The organism is Ruegeria sp. BHSA163 (assembly GCF_059613365.1).
In genome coordinates this window covers 23122-39933 of record NZ_JBXWSJ010000041.1, presented here as the reverse complement: position 1 = coordinate 39933, position 16812 = coordinate 23122, and the positions used below count along the sequence as shown (strand labels likewise).

The window sequence follows — 16812 nt, the reverse complement described above, 5'->3', positions numbered from 1 at the left end:
GCAGTAGTCGTTCATGAATCGAACTCGGCGCGCTTGAACGATCGTCGGAACCTACGCAAGGCGTCTAAAGCATTGGACGAGGCAGGTTGGCCTGTTGGCGAAGGTAATCTGCGTCGCAATGCCGAGGGGCAGACACTAAAAGTCAACATACCATACCCGTCCAACCTCCCGACCTCGACCGCGACGATGATCGAGACCTATGTTCAGAACCTTCAGGCTCTGGGCGTGGATGCCTCGGCAGAAAAAGTCGACCCGGCCCAATACACCTTGCGTAGCCGTGAGCGGGACTACGACATGGTTTACTCAACCCGCTATGGATCGTTTTTGTCCACGGGTGGAGGCCTGAGCCAAATGTATGGATCAGAGGAGGCGGCATTCAGCCTTTTCAATCCGGCTGGTCTGGCAAGTCCATTGGTCGATGCAATTATCGAAGCATCCTTCGAAACCGACAATCAGGCTGATCAAGATGCGGCCCTGATGGCATTGGACCGAGCATTGCGTTACGAATTCTTCGTAATCCCAGTGGGGTACATCGCTGACTATTGGACGTCCTATTACGACATGTACGAGTATCCGGAAAACTTGCCCCCTTTCAGCCTTGGATATCTGGATCTGTGGTGGATCAACCCAGAAAAAGAGGCCGCTCTGAAAGCCAAAGGCGCGCTTCGATAACATGGGCGCCTATATCCTAAGACGTCTGCTGCTGGTCATTCCGACACTGCTGGGCATTATGGTCGTAAACTTCACGTTGGTGCAGTTCGTTCCCGGTGGGCCAATCGAACAGATTATTGCGCAGATTGAGGGTCAGGGAGACGTGTTCGCCGGGTTTGCCGGCGGTGGCGATGCCGGTGCAAGCGCCGAACCCGGAGGTGGCGTCTTTGACGACAAATATGTCGGGGCAAGGGGGCTGCCGCCCGAGTTCATAGCGGAGCTTGAAAAGGAGTTCGGTTTCGACAAACCGCCCCTTGCGCGGTTTCTAAGCATGATGGGCAATTATCTAACGCTCGATTTTGGTGAGAGTTATTTCAGGTCGATCAGCGTGATCGACTTGGTTTTGGAGAAGATGCCGGTTTCGATCTCGCTGGGTCTTTGGTCAACCTTAATTGCGTATCTGGTTTCGATTCCTCTGGGTATCCGCAAAGCCGTTAGGGATGGATCGCGGTTTGACACCTGGACCAGCGGCACGATCATCGTTGCTTATGCAATTCCCGGCTTCCTGTTTGCCATTTTGCTGCTGGTGTTGTTTGCAGGCGGATCTTATTGGCAGATTTTCCCGCTGCGTGGGCTGACATCCGACAATTGGGACAGCCTTAGCCTTTTGGGCAAAATAGCGGATTACTTCTGGCACATTGCGCTGCCTATTATCGCTCTGACAATCTCTGCCTTTGCTACACTGACCTTGCTGACCAAGAACTCGTTTCTTGATGAGATTAAGAAACAGTACGTTATGACCGCGCGTGCGAAAGGTTTGTCAGAGGGCAGAGTTTTGTATGGCCATGTTTTTCGCAACGCTATGCTGATCGTAATCGCCGGTTTCCCAGCGGTATTTATCGGTGTTTTCTTTGGCGGTTCGATCATAATCGAAACCATCTTCTCGCTTGATGGCTTGGGGCGGCTTGGGTTCGAAGCCGCGGTTGCGCGTGACTACCCGGTGATCTTTGGTACGCTTTTCATTTTCGGCCTTATGGGGCTGGTTGTGGGGATTATCAGCGATCTGATGTATGTGCTGGTTGATCCGCGTATCGATTTCGAAAAGCGGGAGGGGTAGATGGCTCTTTCCCCTCTCAATCAACGCCGCTGGCGCAACTTTCGCCGCAATGGACGGGCTTTCTGGTCGTTGATCATTTTCTCAGTTTTGTTTGGCGTGTCACTCTTCGCGGAATTCATCGCTAACGATAAGCCAATTTTGGTGAAGTACAGGGGTGAGTTCTACACGCCGGTTTTCAATTTTTATGCGGAAACAGAATTCGGCGGCGATTTCCAGACCGAAGCGATTTACAGAGACCCCGAGGTTCAGTGCCTTATTGACAGCGGTGGGCTGGACCAATGTTTCGATGACCCGGAGGGGATCATTGAAGAAATCCAGCAAGGCACGTTCCAGGCCGAAGGATTTGAGCGAGGCTGGGCCATTTGGCCGCCTATTCCTTATTCCTTCAACACCAGTGTGGACCGCCCTGGGGCCGCTCCTTTGCCGCCCAACGGACAAAACCTGCTAGGGACCGATGACACTAAAAGGGATGTCCTGGCGCGTGTTATCTATGGTTTTCGCCTGTCGATCTTATTCACATTGATAGTCACGGGCGCAGCCAGCCTGATAGGAGTTTTCGCAGGCGCAATCCAAGGATTTTTTGGTGGTTGGCTGGATCTGATTTTTCAACGGATTATCGAGATATGGTCGGCGACACCGTCTCTTTATGTAATCATCATTATGTTCGCGGTTCTTGGGCGAAGTTTCTGGCTACTGGTGATCCTAATGATCCTGTTCTCGTGGACTGGGTTGGTCGGCGTGGTCCGAGCGGAATTCCTACGAGCAAGAAACCTTGAATACGTGCGGGCCGCACGGGCGCTGGGCGTGGGGAACATGACAATCATGTTCCGGCACATGTTGCCCAACGCGATGGTTGCGACTTTGACTTTCATGCCTTTTATCGTGACAGGGACCATAGGCGGGCTTGCCTCGCTGGACTTTCTTGGTTTTGGCCTGCCGTCATCGGCCCCTTCGTTGGGTGAATTGACCTTGCAGGCTAAACAAAACCTTCAGGCCCCATGGCTGGCTTTCACCGCCTTTTTCACCTTTGCCATTATGCTGTCCTTACTGGTGTTCATATTTGAGGGCGTCCGCGATGCGTTTGATCCCAGAAAGACTTTTTCATGAGCTTGCTGGACGTGAATAATCTCAACGTTTCGTTCCGGCAGGACGGAAAGATATCGGCCGCGGTCAAAGCTGTCTCGTTCACTGTGGATCGTGGCGAAACCGTTGCGCTGGTTGGGGAATCAGGCTCGGGGAAATCTGTGTCCGCTCTGAGCACCGTCTCGCTTCTAGGCGATAGCGCGGTTGTCGAAGGTTCGGTCACGTACGATGGCCATGAGATGATAGGTGCATCCGAAGACCGCCTCATGCAGGTACGAGGCAACGACATCAGTTTCATTTTTCAGGAACCGATGACGTCGTTGAACCCATTGCACACAATCCAAAAGCAGATGGCCGAGTCTCTGGCCTTGCATCAGGGCGTTTCGGGAGATACCGCGCGTGAACGGATTGTCGAGCTCTTGACCAAGGTCGGTATCCGCGATCCCGAAGAACGGCTGGACAGCTATCCACATCAGTTGTCAGGTGGCCAACGGCAGCGTGTCATGATTGCAATGGCCTTGGCTAACAAGCCGGATATTTTGATTGCAGATGAACCAACCACTGCATTGGACGTGACGATTCAAGCGCAGATTCTCGACCTGTTAGCCGAATTACAGAAATCCGAGAATATGGGGATGCTGTTCATTACCCACGACCTAGGCATCGTGCGTCGGATTGCCGATCGGGTTTGCGTAATGAAGGATGGCGAAATTGTCGAGACTGGCCAAACTTCCGAAATATTTGATAATCCGCAGCATCCGTACACGCGTAAGTTACTGGCAGCGGAACCTTCAGGCAGCCCCGAACCAGTAGACGCAGACGCAGAAGAAGTGACCCGGACAGATCACCTGAAGGTTTGGTTCCCAATTCAGCGCGGATTTCTGAAGCGGACCGTCGGATATGTGAAAGCGGTCAACGACGCGACGCTGAGCGTGCGCGCCGGCGAAACGCTGGGCATAGTTGGGGAAAGCGGCTCGGGTAAAACAACTTTGGCATTGGCAATCATGCGTTTAATCGCATCTGAGGGCGGAATTACCTTTCGCGATCAGGATGTTCGTAGCTGGTCCACGCGTGAGTTGCGCCGCCTACGCAAGGATATGCAGATAGTGTTCCAAGACCCTTTCGGGAGCTTGAGTCCGCGCATGACATGTATGCAGATCATTGCGGAAGGTTTGGCAATCCATAAGGTAGACCCGGGCCGCCAACCCCGTGAGTTGGTTGCGGACGTGATGACCGAGGTTGGTTTGGATCCAGCAACAATGGATCGTTATCCACATGAGTTTTCCGGTGGGCAGCGTCAGCGCATTGCAATAGCCCGCGCGATGGTGCTACGCCCGAAATTGTTGGTTCTTGATGAGCCAACAAGCGCGTTGGACATGACCGTTCAGGTGCAGATTGTTGATCTGCTGCGTGATCTGCAACGCAAATATGGTCTGGCTTATTTGTTTATCAGCCATGACCTTAAGGTTGTCCGGGCGATGTCACACAATGTCATTGTAATGCGGAATGGCGACGTAATTGAAATGGGCACTGCCGACGCATTGTTCGAGAATGCTCAGACTGAATATACTCGCGAACTGATTTCAGCGGCGGGCTGAACACGGCCCGCCAAACTGGGATCAAGCGCTGGCCATCTTTTCCTTTTCCGCCGATTTGGGAACAGGGCCGCGCAATTCTTCGTAATGATCGAATTGCAATTTAACCCAACCGGTTCCGCGGGTTGCGCTGGCTAGAGTTCGATGCAATTCATCTTCGGCGACAGCAGGAAGTTGCGCGTTGAAGATCTCCCAACCGGAAGCGTTCGGATTTCCTTCGAATCCCAATACCTGCCCTTGCAACGAACTGATGGTGGGCACGAGATCGCCAACAAAATCGGACGGCAAATGGATTTCTGCATTCAGAATTGGTTGCAACACAACAGGCTTGGCCTGCGGCAAAGCCTCGCGTACTGCGTTTTTACCAGCAGTCCGAAACGCATAGTCAGAGCTGTCGACATTGTGGTGTTTACCGTCACTCAACGTTACTTTTACATCCACCACTGGGAAGCCTTCGGGACCTTGTACCAGAGCGTCCTTGGCGCCATGTTCGACTGATGGAATGTAGTTTTTCGGCACCGCGCCGCCTTTGACTATTTCTTCGAACTGAAAGCCAGATCCGCGGGGTAGTGGAGCAATTGAGATCACGACATCGGCAAATTGCCCCGCACCTCCTGACTGCTTGCGGTGGCGATGGCGATGTTCAATCGGCGCGCGGATCGTTTCGCGGTAGGCGGTTTCGACTGGATCTGCGGCAATTTCTATACCGAAATCCTCTGACAGTTTTGCGGTAACCCGGCGCATATGCTGAGGTCCCTGAGAACCTAGAACCGCGTGACCGCTTAACTCGTCTTGCTCCAGATACAGCCCAGGATCGATTTCTGCCATACGGCTGAGCGCGTTTGAAAGGCGAACGTCGTCACGCTCGTGTGCGGGCGAAACGACCTGACGGTGCGCAACCGGATGCGACGACGCCCATTCCGGCAACGGTGTCGCCAATTTACTGTCATAAAGATTGCCAGGGTTAAGGTGGTCCGACTTTACGGCCAACCCGATCTGACCTGCCTCAAGCGAGCCGATTTGAGTTTTGGCATCAAGTGTCGTCAGGTTACCGACTGTTTCACCGCCCAAAGACTCGTGTGCCTTGACACCATCACCCAATCCCCGAAGAACGATGATTTTTCCGATATGTTTCTTCACGTCGGCAAAACCAGCGATAGCGCGTGCGTTTTCTTCCGCTTCGTCGCGCCCCGCAGCGATGTCGAACTCAGGCGCCTCGTGACGCAATGCTTTCATCAGTCGCGTCAGACCATTGCCATGGCTTGCGGCACCAAGGCACGCTGGGATCAGCTGGTGCCTTTGCAATACCTGCGCAGCCAAATCGTAGACTTCGGCGCTGGGCGGTTGTTTGTCCTCGATCAGCTGTTCCAGTAAATGATCGTCGAAATCGGACAAAGTCTCTAGTAATTCTGTGCGGGCTTCCTGCTCGCGATCCTCGACTGATTTGGGCAGCTCGATCAAAGCCGAAGGCTGGCCCTCTTGATACTTCCAAGCGCGTTCCGAGATCAGGTCAACAGCGCCAACGATCGTGTCGCCTTCGCGGATTGGAACTTGCCGCAAGGCGATATGGTGCGTGCAGTATGTTTGGAGCGCCGCGATAATGTCACGAATGCGGCCGTTCGGATTGTCCATCCGGTTAATAAAGAGGAAGCACGGTATACCTGCCTCTTCCACCAACCGTAGGTAAGGAGCGCATAGAACTGCGGCATCCGGGTCAGGTGGAACGACCACTACAGCGGCGTCTGAAATGGCCATTGCAGGGCCAACGTAGGCCAGCGCGTCGCCGCCTCCGTCCACATCAATCGCGCACCAGGGCTCGTCCAGGTAAGAAAAACCGTGCAGGTGCACGGTTCCGGAAACATCGAATGTGGTGGGCCGCCCGTCGAGGCGGCTGATAGCCTCGACCAGAGTGGATTTGCCCGATTGGCTGGGGCCGAGGACGGTGAAAACGCGCATGAGTGCTGTCCCTCTTTCAAGTTGCATCATAGCTGCACGAAAAAGGCGGTCCGACACTGTGCGTCGGGCGGAACTGTCTGCAGATTTGCCTGCCTCAGGCCGTGGAATGTTGGATTTCCCACGTTCTGAGTGTGGAGAAAATCAGAGGTACACGTCAAGCCCCTGCAGATTAGGCGGTAAAACAGCTTTAAATTGCAGAACTATGGCCAGCTTTGCTTAGGTCATATGCGTCAAATTTACGGGCGATCATGCGGGTCAGTGCGCGAGCTTCGGGCGGAATGACAAGTCCTGCGTCACTAACATTTAGCAACCCATCAAATTCAGCGTTCACCGCATCGTACATCTGGATCAATTCAGAGCTGGTAACATCATGATCCCGCAAAATCTCGGTTGAATCGATTTGGAAATCGCACATTAATGCTTCGATCATGCGGGCCCGAAGAATGTCGCGACCCTTGAATACATGCCCACGCGCTGTCGAAAAGCGTTCAGCACGGATGGCTTTGATATAGGCTGACGTGGCAGCGGCATTCTGTGCGTATCCTTGTGGAAAGCGTGAAATCGAGCTGGCACCCAACCCGATTAGAACCGGAGCATCGTCGTCCGTATAACCCTGAAAATTCCGTTTCAGGCGCCCGGTGCGTTGCGCACGGGTCAGGCCGTCGTCCTTTGTCGCGAAGTGATCTATCCCAATTTCAGCATAGCCATCCCATAAAAACAGGCGCCGCGCGGTTTCGAATAAATCCAGCCTTTGCTCGGGCGTCGGTAATGCGTCCGAAGGTATCATCTGTTGGCGTTTTGCCATCCAAGGAACGTGAGCATATCCATACAAGGCTACCCGGTCTGGTGACAGTGACAGAAGTTTCTGGACGCTTTCGGTCATCCGTGACTTGGATTGGTTCGGTAAACCAAAGAGAATGTCGGCGTTCAGGCTCGAAATCCCCCTCGCTCGGATCATGTCTACTGCACGGCGAGTGGTGTCATAACCCTGAATACGACCGATTGTCTTCTGAATCTCTTCATCAAAGTCCTGAATTCCTATCGAAGCGCGGTTCATGCCCGCTTCGGCCAGTGTATCCAAGCGGGCCTCATCAATCTCGTTTGGGTCGATCTCAACTGAGAACTCACCGCAGCGTCCCAAAGGAACCGTTTCTTGAATGCGCGCCGCCAGATCTCGCATTAGCTCAGGCTTCAACAAGGTTGGCGTTCCGCCACCCCAGTGCAGCCGCGACAGTGTCACACCCTTTGGCAGCCGTGCAGCGAGCAAATCCAGCTCGGCTTTCAGAACATCCACATAGGCAATTACTGGATTGTCCGTTTGGGTTCCCTGCGTTCGGCAGGCGCAAAACCAGCAAAGCCTGCGGCAAAAAGGCACGTGAATATAAAGTGATATGGCGCTGTTCGGTCTTATGCCCGATATCCACGCGCCAAATGTGTCGGAATCCACGTCATTGCTGAAATGTGGGGCTGTCGGGTAACTTGTATAACGCGGTACTTTAGCGTCAAAAAGTCCAAGCTTTGCCAATTGCGGTTTTACTATCATGGCAATCCCGGTATACCGGAAGTCGCTCTGGTACTTTGACCGAGATCAATTGGGAATGTGAATGACACTCAAGGCCCTGTATGAGCATACAAATTGCGAAGAGTGCCCCATAAGGCATCGGGCCGTATGCGCGCATTGCGAAAAAGACGAACTCGAAGCGCTGGAAAAGATCAAATACTATCGCAGTTTTGAAGCCGGTCAGACGATTATTTGGTCAGGTGATCCAATGAACTTTGTTGGTTCGGTCGTATCTGGTATCGCCTCTCTGACACAAACCATGGAAGACGGACGCACGCAGATGGTCGGCCTGTTGCTGCCAAGCGATTTTGTAGGTCGTCCGGGCCGCGAAACAGCCCCGTACGATGTACAGGCAACTACTGATGTTGTGATGTGTTGTTTCAGAAAAAAGCCGTTCGAGGAGATGATGGCCAGCACTCCCCATATTGCCCATCGCCTGTTGCAGATGACATTGGATGAGTTGGATGCAGCGCGAGAATGGATGCTGGTATTGGGACGCAAGACCGCGCGTGAAAAAATCGCCAGCCTTTTGTCGATCATTGCGCGCAGGGATGCATCGGTTAACAAGACCGGCATTACTGGACCAATCGTCTTTGACCTTCCGCTAACGCGCGAGGCGATGGCCGATTACCTGGGCTTGACGCTTGAAACCGTAAGTCGCCAGATATCGGCCCTGAAGAAAGATACGGTTATCACCCTTGAAGGTAAGCGCCACGTCACCATACCCGATATGGGCCGCTTGATGGAGGAAGCGGGCGACGATGCCGACGGAGGTTTTCTAGTCTAAGGGCGCTGCAGAGTTCAATTGCTTCAGGAGAGTTTCATGGAATTTTCTAGCGTTTTGGCGATGCTTTTCATCGGCGCTATTGCTGGTTGGCTATCCGGAAAGATTATGGAAGGACGCGGTTTCGGCCTTATAGGTAATATTATTGTTGGTATCGTTGGCGCGTTTCTTGCCGGCACCGTCTTTCCTGCGCTTGGATTTTCTGTTGGTGGCGGACTATTTTCATCGTTCTTTTTTGCAACGATAGGAGCCGTGATTTTACTGTTCCTAATCGGGTTGGTCCGAAAGGTTTAAACGCGAAATGGCCGCTCAATCTGGCGGCCATCGAACGAGATCGGCACCTGCATCAGTGAGCCATAAAGATCGGGACAGCCGATTGTTCTAACATGTTGCGGGTTGCACCACCCAGAATGGCTTCGCGAAACCGAGAATGACCATAAGCTCCCATCACGATCATGTCGGCTTCTGTATCGGCGGCATGTCGGTTAAGAATGTCCGAAACCCGGGTCATCGTCTTGCTGAGCACGTCAATCTCGCATTTAACACCGTGCCGCGAAAGCATCTGTGACAGCATCCCACCAGGATCAGACCGATCTGGTCCGTGACGTGGCGGGTCGATCACGACAATCCGCGTTAGTTCCGCCTGTTGCAGAAAGGGCAACGCGCGGCGAATGGCTCGCATGGCTTCGACGCTTTCGTTCCAACCGACAAGAACCGTGCTGGGCGTTACAACAGGCTCAATGTCTTCTGGTACAATCAGTACCGGTGCATGTCCTTCGAACAAGGCGGATTCGACAATAGGTTCTGCTTCGGTCCCACAATCCTGTCCATACGGTTTCGGCAGTACGACAAGATCAGAAAACCGGGAACGGTGGGCGACGTGGCGGCCAATATCTGCGATCTGCGCAACGCCATTTTCGGCCGACCATCTAACTCCGGTTTTGCCAAGATAGTCCTTTGCAAAAGCCAGCAAGCTGTCTGCCTCGGCATTTGCCCGGGTCAGTGATTCCTGAAGAATCAGAGCGTTTGCTCCTGCGTAGTAATATCCGGTCTGCGTTCGGTCGACGCCCAGACAGAGAGCTTCGGCATGTGCATCTTGCGCGTCCGCCAAAACGGCGATCTGGGCTAGTGCCGCTCGTGCTTTTTCCGTTTCGGTCATAACCGTGAGAAGAGATTTGTACGCCATCTTGACCTCATTCACTTGGGTAACTTGGATCGCGAGACCAGTTAACCCATTCAATTATTTATGCGTGTCACAGAATTCAGGTTATTGTCTTGATACAGATCAAAGCAGTATTGGCTGCCGTCCGACAGAACTGCAGCCAGTCAAATAAGTTTCGCACGGCACGAGAACCGGGCGAGGCACGGCAAAGGGACGCAACATGTCGAATTACATCAAGCTGATCGTGCTTGGTCTTGTGGTGCTATTTGCAGCCATAGGATCCAATTATGCACGGGATTTGGCGTATCAGGTGCATGCGATTCTGGTGATGCTAATCGCCGCAGGATTGTTCATCTGGACGCTTCGCAACACCGATGAGCCAGATATTATTGTAGATCGCTCGGCGGAATACATGGATGACGTCATCCGATATGGCGTGATCGCGACGGCGTTTTGGGGCGTCGTTGGTTTTTTGGCGGGTACGTTCATTGCGTTCCAGTTGGCTTTTCCCGGGCTAAACTTTGAATGGGCTCAGGGTTATCTGAATTTTGGCCGTCTGCGTCCGCTGCACACGTCGGCGGTAATTTTCGCATTCGGCGGCAATGCACTGATTGCGACGTCTTTCTATGTGGTGCAACGAACCAGTGCCGCCAGATTGTGGGGCGGTAACCTGGCATGGTTTGTGTTTTGGGGTTACCAGTTATTCATTGTTCTGGCCGCGACAGGCTATGTGCTTGGCGGCACACAGTCCAAGGAATACGCAGAGCCTGAATGGTATGTTGATTTGTGGCTGACAGTCGTCTGGGTCGCATATCTGGCCGTATATCTTGGCACGATCGTAAAACGGAAAGAGCCTCATATCTATGTGGCCAACTGGTTTTACCTGGCCTTCATCGTTACGGTTGCAATGTTGCATCTGGTGAACAACATGACAATTCCGGTCAGCATCTGGGGATCGAAATCGGTCATCGTTTGGTCCGGTGTGCAGGATGCTATGATCCAGTGGTGGTATGGTCACAATGCTGTCGGCTTTTTCCTGACCGCCGGTTTCCTGGGGATGATGTACTACTTCATTCCGAAACAAGCCGAACGTCCGGTGTTTTCATATAAATTGTCCATCATCCACTTCTGGGCGTTGATCTTCCTGTATATCTGGGCAGGTCCACACCATCTGCATTACACTGCGTTGCCGGACTGGGCCTCGACGCTGGGCATGGTGTTCTCAGTCGTGCTTTGGATGCCGTCTTGGGGTGGTATGATCAACGGACTGATGACGTTGTCAGGTGCTTGGGATAAGCTACGTACCGATCCGATCATCCGAATGATGGTTATTTCCGTGGGCTTTTATGGCATGTCCACCTTCGAGGGTCCGATGATGTCGATCCGTGCGGTGAACAGCCTCAGCCATTACACCGACTGGACCATTGGCCACGTGCATTCGGGCGCGCTGGGCTGGAATGGTATGATAACCTTTGGTGCGCTGTACTTTCTGGTGCCTGTCCTGTGGAAGCGCGAGCGCCTTTATTCGCTGCAAATGGTCAGCTGGCACTTCTGGCTCGCCACCATCGGCATCGTGCTGTACGCCGCGTCGATGTGGGTTACCGGCATCATGGAAGGCCTGATGTGGCGCGAAGTGGACGCCAATGGTTTCTTGGTGAATTCATTCGCTGACACAGTTGCAGCCAAGTTCCCAATGTACGTGGTGCGCGGTTTAGGAGGAGTACTGTTCCTCGCTGGCTCGGTAATCATGTGCTACAACCTGTGGATGACCGTCCGTAAGGCACCGGCCAAAGAGGCCAGCCTGACCGTCGCGGTCCCGGCTGAATAAGGAGGGCCGGAGCAATGGCAATTCTCGACAAACATAAAATCCTCGAGACCAATGCGACCCTCCTGCTGATCTTCAGCTTTTTGGTCGTTACCATTGGTGGCATCGTTCAAATTACCCCGCTTTTCTATCTTGAAAACACCATCGAAAAGGTTGAGGGCATGCGTCCTTACACCCCTTTAGAGATGGCTGGCCGGGAAATTTATCTGCGCGAGGGCTGCTACGTCTGTCACAGTCAGATGATCCGTCCGATGCGGGATGAGGTCGAACGTTACGGACATTATTCGCTGGCCGCTGAATCGATGTATGACCATCCATTTCAATGGGGGTCAAAACGGACGGGGCCAGATCTGGCCCGCGTTGGCGGCAGATATTCGGACGATTGGCACGTTCGGCACCTGCGAGATGCCCAATCTGTGGTGCCGGAGTCGGTGATGCCAAAATACGGCTTCCTCGAAAACCGAAAGCTGGACGGTGAGTATATCGGCGACATTATGGCTGCAAATGCGGTTGTTGGAACGCCTTATACAGAAGAAATGATCGCGAATGCTAAGGCCGACTTCCGTGCCCAGGCTGACCCGGACAGCGATTATGACGGTCTGCTTGAAAGATACGGCGATAAGGTGAACGTGCGAAACTTTGATGGCCAACCCGAGTTGACCGAAGCGGACGCGCTGATCGCGTATTTGCAGATGCTGGGTACTTTGGTCGATTTCTCGACTTTCACCCCGGACCCGAGCCGCTAGGGAGGGTGCAATGGAAGAATACACAATCCTAAGGCAGTTTGCGGATAGTTGGATGTTGCTGCTGCTCTTTGCCTTTTTCATAGGCATCGTCATCTGGGTTTTTCGCCCAGGTGCCAGCAAAGAGTACAAAGACACGGCGAACATTCCATTCCGCCATGAAGACAAACCCGCCACATCCAAGGAGGCGCGGAAATGAGCAAGACACCTGAAAAACAACCGGGTGATCCGCAGACAACCGGTCACAGCTGGGACGGTCTGGAAGAGTTTGACAACCCGATGCCGCGTTGGTGGCTTTGGACGTTCTACGCGACTATTTTTTGGGGCGTGATTTACACGATCATGTATCCCGCGTGGCCTTTGGTTCAGTCGGCTACAGCTGGTGTCCTGGGGTGGTCTTCACGTGCTTTGGTACAAGAGGAGATGATCGCTTTCCAAGAGGCGAACGCGCCCTTGAACGCGAAGCTTGTAGAAACCCCGTTGGATAGTATCGCAAGCGATGCAGAGCTTCAGCAATACGCCGTAAATGCGGGCGGCGCGGTTTTCCGTACGTGGTGCGCGCAATGCCACGGCTCAGGCGCGGAGGGTGCTTCGGGTTTCCCCAACTTGTTGGATGATGCTTGGCTGTGGGGTGGTACGATGGAAGACATCGAATACTCGGTAGCCTACGGCATCCGCAACGAAGAAAGCGACGATGCGCGGTACTCTGAAATGCCTGCATTTGGCGAAATCCTTGAGCAAGATGAGATAACACAAGTTGTTCAATACGTAATGTCTTTGACAAATGCGCAGACAGATGACGGTGCAGCGCAAGCCGGCGAAGTCGTCTATGCGGACAATTGCGCGGTTTGTCACGGTGAAGACGGTAAAGGCGATGTTACTCAAGGCGCGCCGAACCTGACAGACGCGATCTGGTTGTTCGGCGGAAGTGAGCAGGAACTGACTGAAACGGTTACTTACAGTCGCTACGGTGTGATGCCCGCATGGGAAAACCGCCTGACCGAAGCACAAATCCGAGCAGTTACCGCCTATGTGCATCAGCTGGGCGGCGGCCAGTAACGATATGGAGATACCTTCGGACGGCTTTTCGCCCGAAGGTCTCGGCACCGGTTGTATCATCTGTTCGCGCGTTTCCTGAACAGCCGGTGCCGATTTTTCAAGAATATAACCTAGAACCGATTGGGTCCAGAAACTGGTTTGGTTCGGCAATCACAGATGGCGCAAGTCGATATCGCGTTTTCTTTGCAGCCACCAGTGGCCATTGGGTAGCCAATGTCGTTTCGCACTCTTGCGTCGCGGCGCATCCACGATGGTCGGTGCGTTAATGCGCGTGGCGGTCATGAACGATTTTGCGTAGATCGATAGCATAGAAACTCTCCTGCATGTGTTTGACAACTGCTTTCAAGATTGACCTTTGACGGTAGAAATGCGACTCAATTACTATTTCGATATGTAAGTCTGGATTACATATGAATTGGAAATCACTTCCGCCTTTGACATCGTTGAGAGCATTCGCTGCGTTCGCAGAAAAGAAAAATGTTGTTCAGGCCGGAGTCGCGCTAAATGTTAGTCACGCTGCAATAAGCCAGCAATTGCGAGTTCTGGAAGAGCACATGGGAGTCGCGCTGTTGGATCGAAGCGGTAAGACCATGTCGTTGACCGCTGAAGGCGAACACCTCGCCCGCGCTTTGCATCTGGGGTTTGGGGCGATAGGCGTAGCGGTCGAAGAACTCGTCCGATCAGGTTCAGACCGACCGGTGCATGTTTCCCTGACATCTTCATTCGCCGCATCTTGGCTAATGCCTCGGCTTCCTGCGTTTCGCGCAGTCCATCCCGAAATTGGCCTAATTCTGGATCCTTCCCCAGAGCTGGTTGAACTGCGCCCGGGCGGAGTTGATATTGCGATCCGTTACGGTGAAGGCGGTTGGTCAGGTGTCGACTCGCAAATGCTGCTCAGGTCTCCGATGGTGATAGTGGCTGCGCCGGAGCTTTTGGAAGACAAGTCCGACTGGACCCCTGCCGATTTGGCCGAGCTGCCCTGGCTGCAAGAGGTTGGTACAACCGAAGCGTCGATGTGGCTTGCTGGCCGCGGTGCGGAAATTGGGCCGGGTGCAGGCCGTATCGAAGTTCCCGGAAATTTGGTGTTAGACGGCCTAAGGGCAGGGCAGGGCGTCACTATTACTGTGCGACACTTTGTCGAACAGGACATTCTGAATGGTCGAATTGTTGAGCTATACTCAGAGCCAGACGCAGCCGGATACCATATTGTTACGGCCCGATCTCCGATGCGGGCAGAGGTCAAAACATTCGTAGGCTGGCTAAAACGGCAAGCTCGGCAGGTGTGACAAAAGGTGTCTTTGTGATGTGCTTTTGACCCAAATCAAAGTTCTTGGTTGTATGATCTGGAAGAAGTCGCCTGAAAAAGCCAGAACCGGAGCCACCTTGTGAGCGATTCCAACCCAGCCCCGAGCCTTTACGCGGCCAGGGAGCCGATCTTCCCCCGGCGCGTATCCGGGCCATTTCGCAACCTGAAATGGATCATCATGGCGGTCACTTTGGGGATTTACTATCTGACGCCGTGGATCAGGTGGGATCGTGGGCCAAGCCTGCCAGATCAAGCAGTGTTGCTGGATTTGGCGAACCGTCGCTTTTATTTCTTCTGGATCGAGATTTGGCCGCATGAATTCTACTTCGTTGCAGGGCTTTTAATCATGGCGGGGTTGGGGCTGTTTCTGTTCACGTCGGCGTTGGGCCGGGTGTGGTGCGGATATGCTTGCCCTCAAACTGTTTGGACGGATCTGTATATTCTGGTTGAGCGCTGGATCGAAGGCGATCGGAACGCGCGATTGCGATTGCATCGGCAAAAGAAACTGGATCTTAGAAAAGCACGATTGCGATTGACGAAATGGGTAGTCTGGTTGCTGATCGGTCTGGCGACAGGCGGGGCCTGGGTTTTCTATTTCGCTGACGCGCCTACCTTGGCGCGCGATCTGATCACCGGAAACGCGCACCCGATCGCATATACGACCGTACTCATCCTAACTGGCACCACCTTTTTGTTCGGGGGGTTCGCCCGAGAACAGATTTGTATCTATGCGTGCCCATGGCCCAGGATTCAGGCTGCGATGATGGACGAAGACACGCTTGTGGTCGGATATCGTGAATGGCGGGGCGAACCTCGCGGCAAGGGTAAGAGAACTGCTGATTCTGAATTGGGCGACTGCATTGATTGCATGGCCTGCGTGAACGTGTGTCCGGTCGGGATTGATATCAGAGATGGACAACAGTTGGAGTGTATCACCTGCGCACTCTGTATCGATGCCTGCGATGACATGATGGCCAAGATCGGGAAGCCGCGCGGACTGATAGACTACATGGCACTTAGCGACGAAACGCGCGAACGTGCAGGCGAAAAGCCAAGGAATGTCTGGAAGCATATCTTTCGACCAAGAACTATCATGTACACAGCACTTTGGTCGCTCGTTGGGTTCGCAATGTTGTTTGCCTTGTTCATCCGCTCGGATATTGATCTTACGGTCGCACCCGTGCGCAATCCTACTTTCGTTACTTTGTCTGATGGCACAATCCGTAATACGTACGACGTGCGTTTGCGCAACAAACATGGCGAAGAACGTTCATTCAGGTTGTCGCTGGTCGGCGATCCGGCAATGCAGATTGAAATCGAAGGTGTCGAAGGGGAAACCGTATATGTCGCAGCAGACACCGCGCAGTTAACGCGGGTCTACATTGCTGCGTCCAAAGACACCGACCCTGCGGGAGCTGATACAACCTCGGTACGTATTTGGGTTGAAGATCTTGAAAGCGGCGAACGTGCATACAAAGACACAACGTTCATAGGTCGGGGGGACTAGGTATGTCGGAACGGCAGTTCACCGGAAAACACGCTCTGGCTGTGTTTGTAGCGGCCTTTGGCGTGATTATTACGGTTAACCTTTTATTGGCCTATAAGGCGGTCAAGACCTTTCCGGGACTCGAGGTGAAGAATTCCTATGTTGCTAGTCAGGAATTCAATGAGCGCCTACAGAATCAGCAAGCCTTGGGCTGGGATGTTCGGGCGGAGTTCAAAGGCGGGCTTTTGATCCTCCATATCACGGACCAAACAGGATCTCCGGTAAAGTTATCCGATTTGCAAGCGGTTGTGGGACGAGCCACACATGTGAAGGAAGATTTCTCGCCCGATTTCACATTTGATGGATTAGCGTATGCGGCGCCTGCCGTTCTGGGAGAGGGAAACTGGAATATTCGTCTTTTGGCCACAAACCATGACGGAACAGAATTCGCGCAGCGCATTCCGCTGTATGTGAAAGGTTAGGT

Annotated in this window: 17 protein-coding genes; 13 read left to right on the top strand and 4 right to left on the bottom strand. The window is 53.3% G+C overall.

Annotated features, from left to right (window positions below):
- From AC2FNV_RS17340 to AC2FNV_RS17325, 4 genes are all read left to right on the top strand, one after another.
- Positions 1-672, top strand: a 672-nt coding sequence (locus AC2FNV_RS17340) for an ABC transporter substrate-binding protein (RefSeq protein ID WP_496773985.1), incomplete at its 5' end; no start/stop codon positions are given.
- 1 nt (position 673) lies between these two features.
- Complete coding sequence (locus AC2FNV_RS17335) at positions 674-1768, top strand: microcin C ABC transporter permease YejB (protein ID WP_170603336.1); 1095 nt, start codon at positions 674-676, stop codon at positions 1766-1768.
- The gene (locus tag AC2FNV_RS17330) at positions 1769-2875 is read left to right on the top strand and encodes an ABC transporter permease (RefSeq protein WP_170479108.1); all 1107 of its coding nucleotides are present in this window, start codon (positions 1769-1771) and stop codon (positions 2873-2875) included.
- A complete protein-coding gene (locus AC2FNV_RS17325) occupies positions 2872-4449 on the top strand; it encodes an ABC transporter ATP-binding protein (protein WP_496773982.1) in 1578 nt (525 codons plus the stop codon). The genes AC2FNV_RS17330 and AC2FNV_RS17325 overlap by 4 nt, the downstream gene beginning before the upstream one ends.
- 21 nt (positions 4450-4470) lie before the next feature.
- Here AC2FNV_RS17325 and AC2FNV_RS17320 read toward each other — a convergent pair whose 3' ends face one another.
- Positions 4471-6402 (bottom strand): elongation factor G, encoded by a 1932-nt coding sequence (locus AC2FNV_RS17320; RefSeq protein WP_170603340.1) that lies wholly within the window; start codon positions 6400-6402, stop codon positions 4471-4473.
- Positions 6403-6589: 187 nt separating this feature from the next.
- Complete coding sequence (gene hemN, locus AC2FNV_RS17315) at positions 6590-7945, bottom strand: oxygen-independent coproporphyrinogen III oxidase (RefSeq protein ID WP_170603342.1); 1356 nt, start codon at positions 7943-7945, stop codon at positions 6590-6592.
- 61 nt (positions 7946-8006) lie between these two features.
- On the opposite strand from hemN, the gene fnrL reads away from it, so the two are divergent.
- Together fnrL and AC2FNV_RS17305 are read left to right on the top strand one after the other, a co-directional pair.
- On the top strand, positions 8007-8750 hold the full coding sequence (gene fnrL / locus AC2FNV_RS17310) for a transcriptional regulator FnrL (RefSeq protein WP_170479100.1): 744 nt from the start codon (positions 8007-8009) through the stop codon (positions 8748-8750).
- Positions 8751-8786: 36 nt separating this feature from the next.
- Positions 8787-9041, top strand: coding sequence for a GlsB/YeaQ/YmgE family stress response membrane protein (locus AC2FNV_RS17305; RefSeq protein ID WP_170603344.1), 255 nt, complete (start codon positions 8787-8789; stop codon positions 9039-9041).
- Between the two features lie 52 nt (positions 9042-9093).
- On the opposite strand, the gene AC2FNV_RS17300 is transcribed toward AC2FNV_RS17305, so the two are convergent.
- Complete coding sequence (locus AC2FNV_RS17300) at positions 9094-9933, bottom strand: universal stress protein (protein ID WP_170479096.1); 840 nt, start codon at positions 9931-9933, stop codon at positions 9094-9096.
- Positions 9934-10129: 196 nt separating this feature from the next.
- Between AC2FNV_RS17300 and ccoN the strand changes: the two genes are divergently transcribed.
- The 4 genes from ccoN to ccoP are packed head-to-tail and all read left to right on the top strand — an operon-like array spanning position 10130 to position 13536.
- Positions 10130-11737 carry a cytochrome-c oxidase, cbb3-type subunit I gene (ccoN, locus tag AC2FNV_RS17295; RefSeq protein WP_170603346.1) on the top strand — a complete coding sequence of 536 codons (1608 nt, stop codon included), beginning with the start codon at positions 10130-10132 and terminating at the stop codon, positions 11735-11737.
- Positions 11738-11751: 14 nt separating this feature from the next.
- Complete coding sequence (gene ccoO, locus AC2FNV_RS17290; protein WP_170603348.1) at positions 11752-12480, top strand: cytochrome-c oxidase, cbb3-type subunit II; 729 nt, start codon at positions 11752-11754, stop codon at positions 12478-12480.
- A gap of 10 nt (positions 12481-12490) precedes the next feature.
- On the top strand, positions 12491-12676 hold the full coding sequence (locus AC2FNV_RS17285) for a cbb3-type cytochrome oxidase subunit 3 (protein WP_170479091.1): 186 nt from the start codon (positions 12491-12493) through the stop codon (positions 12674-12676).
- The gene (gene ccoP / locus AC2FNV_RS17280) at positions 12673-13536 is read left to right on the top strand and encodes a cytochrome-c oxidase, cbb3-type subunit III (protein WP_170479089.1); all 864 of its coding nucleotides are present in this window, start codon (positions 12673-12675) and stop codon (positions 13534-13536) included. The genes AC2FNV_RS17285 and ccoP overlap by 4 nt, the downstream gene beginning before the upstream one ends.
- Before the next feature lie 150 nt (positions 13537-13686).
- On the opposite strand, the gene AC2FNV_RS17275 is transcribed toward ccoP, so the two are convergent.
- Entirely contained in the window at positions 13687-13845 is a 159-nt protein-coding gene (locus AC2FNV_RS17275) for a hypothetical protein (RefSeq protein WP_170479087.1), read from the bottom strand.
- 101 nt (positions 13846-13946) lie between these two features.
- Here AC2FNV_RS17275 and AC2FNV_RS17270 point away from each other — a divergent pair, with 101 nt between their 5' ends.
- The 3 genes from AC2FNV_RS17270 to AC2FNV_RS17260 all read left to right on the top strand — a co-directional run bounded on the left by AC2FNV_RS17270 (position 13947) and on the right by AC2FNV_RS17260 (position 16810).
- Positions 13947-14822: a LysR family transcriptional regulator gene (locus AC2FNV_RS17270; protein ID WP_170603350.1), complete on the top strand. Its 876-nt coding sequence runs from the start codon at positions 13947-13949 to the stop codon at positions 14820-14822.
- Positions 14823-14921: 99 nt separating this feature from the next.
- Entirely contained in the window at positions 14922-16349 is a 1428-nt protein-coding gene (gene ccoG / locus AC2FNV_RS17265) for a cytochrome c oxidase accessory protein CcoG (protein ID WP_170603352.1), read from the top strand.
- Positions 16350-16351: 2 nt separating this feature from the next.
- Entirely contained in the window at positions 16352-16810 is a 459-nt protein-coding gene (locus AC2FNV_RS17260) for a FixH family protein (protein WP_170603354.1), read from the top strand.
- Positions 16811-16812 lie beyond the last annotated feature (2 nt).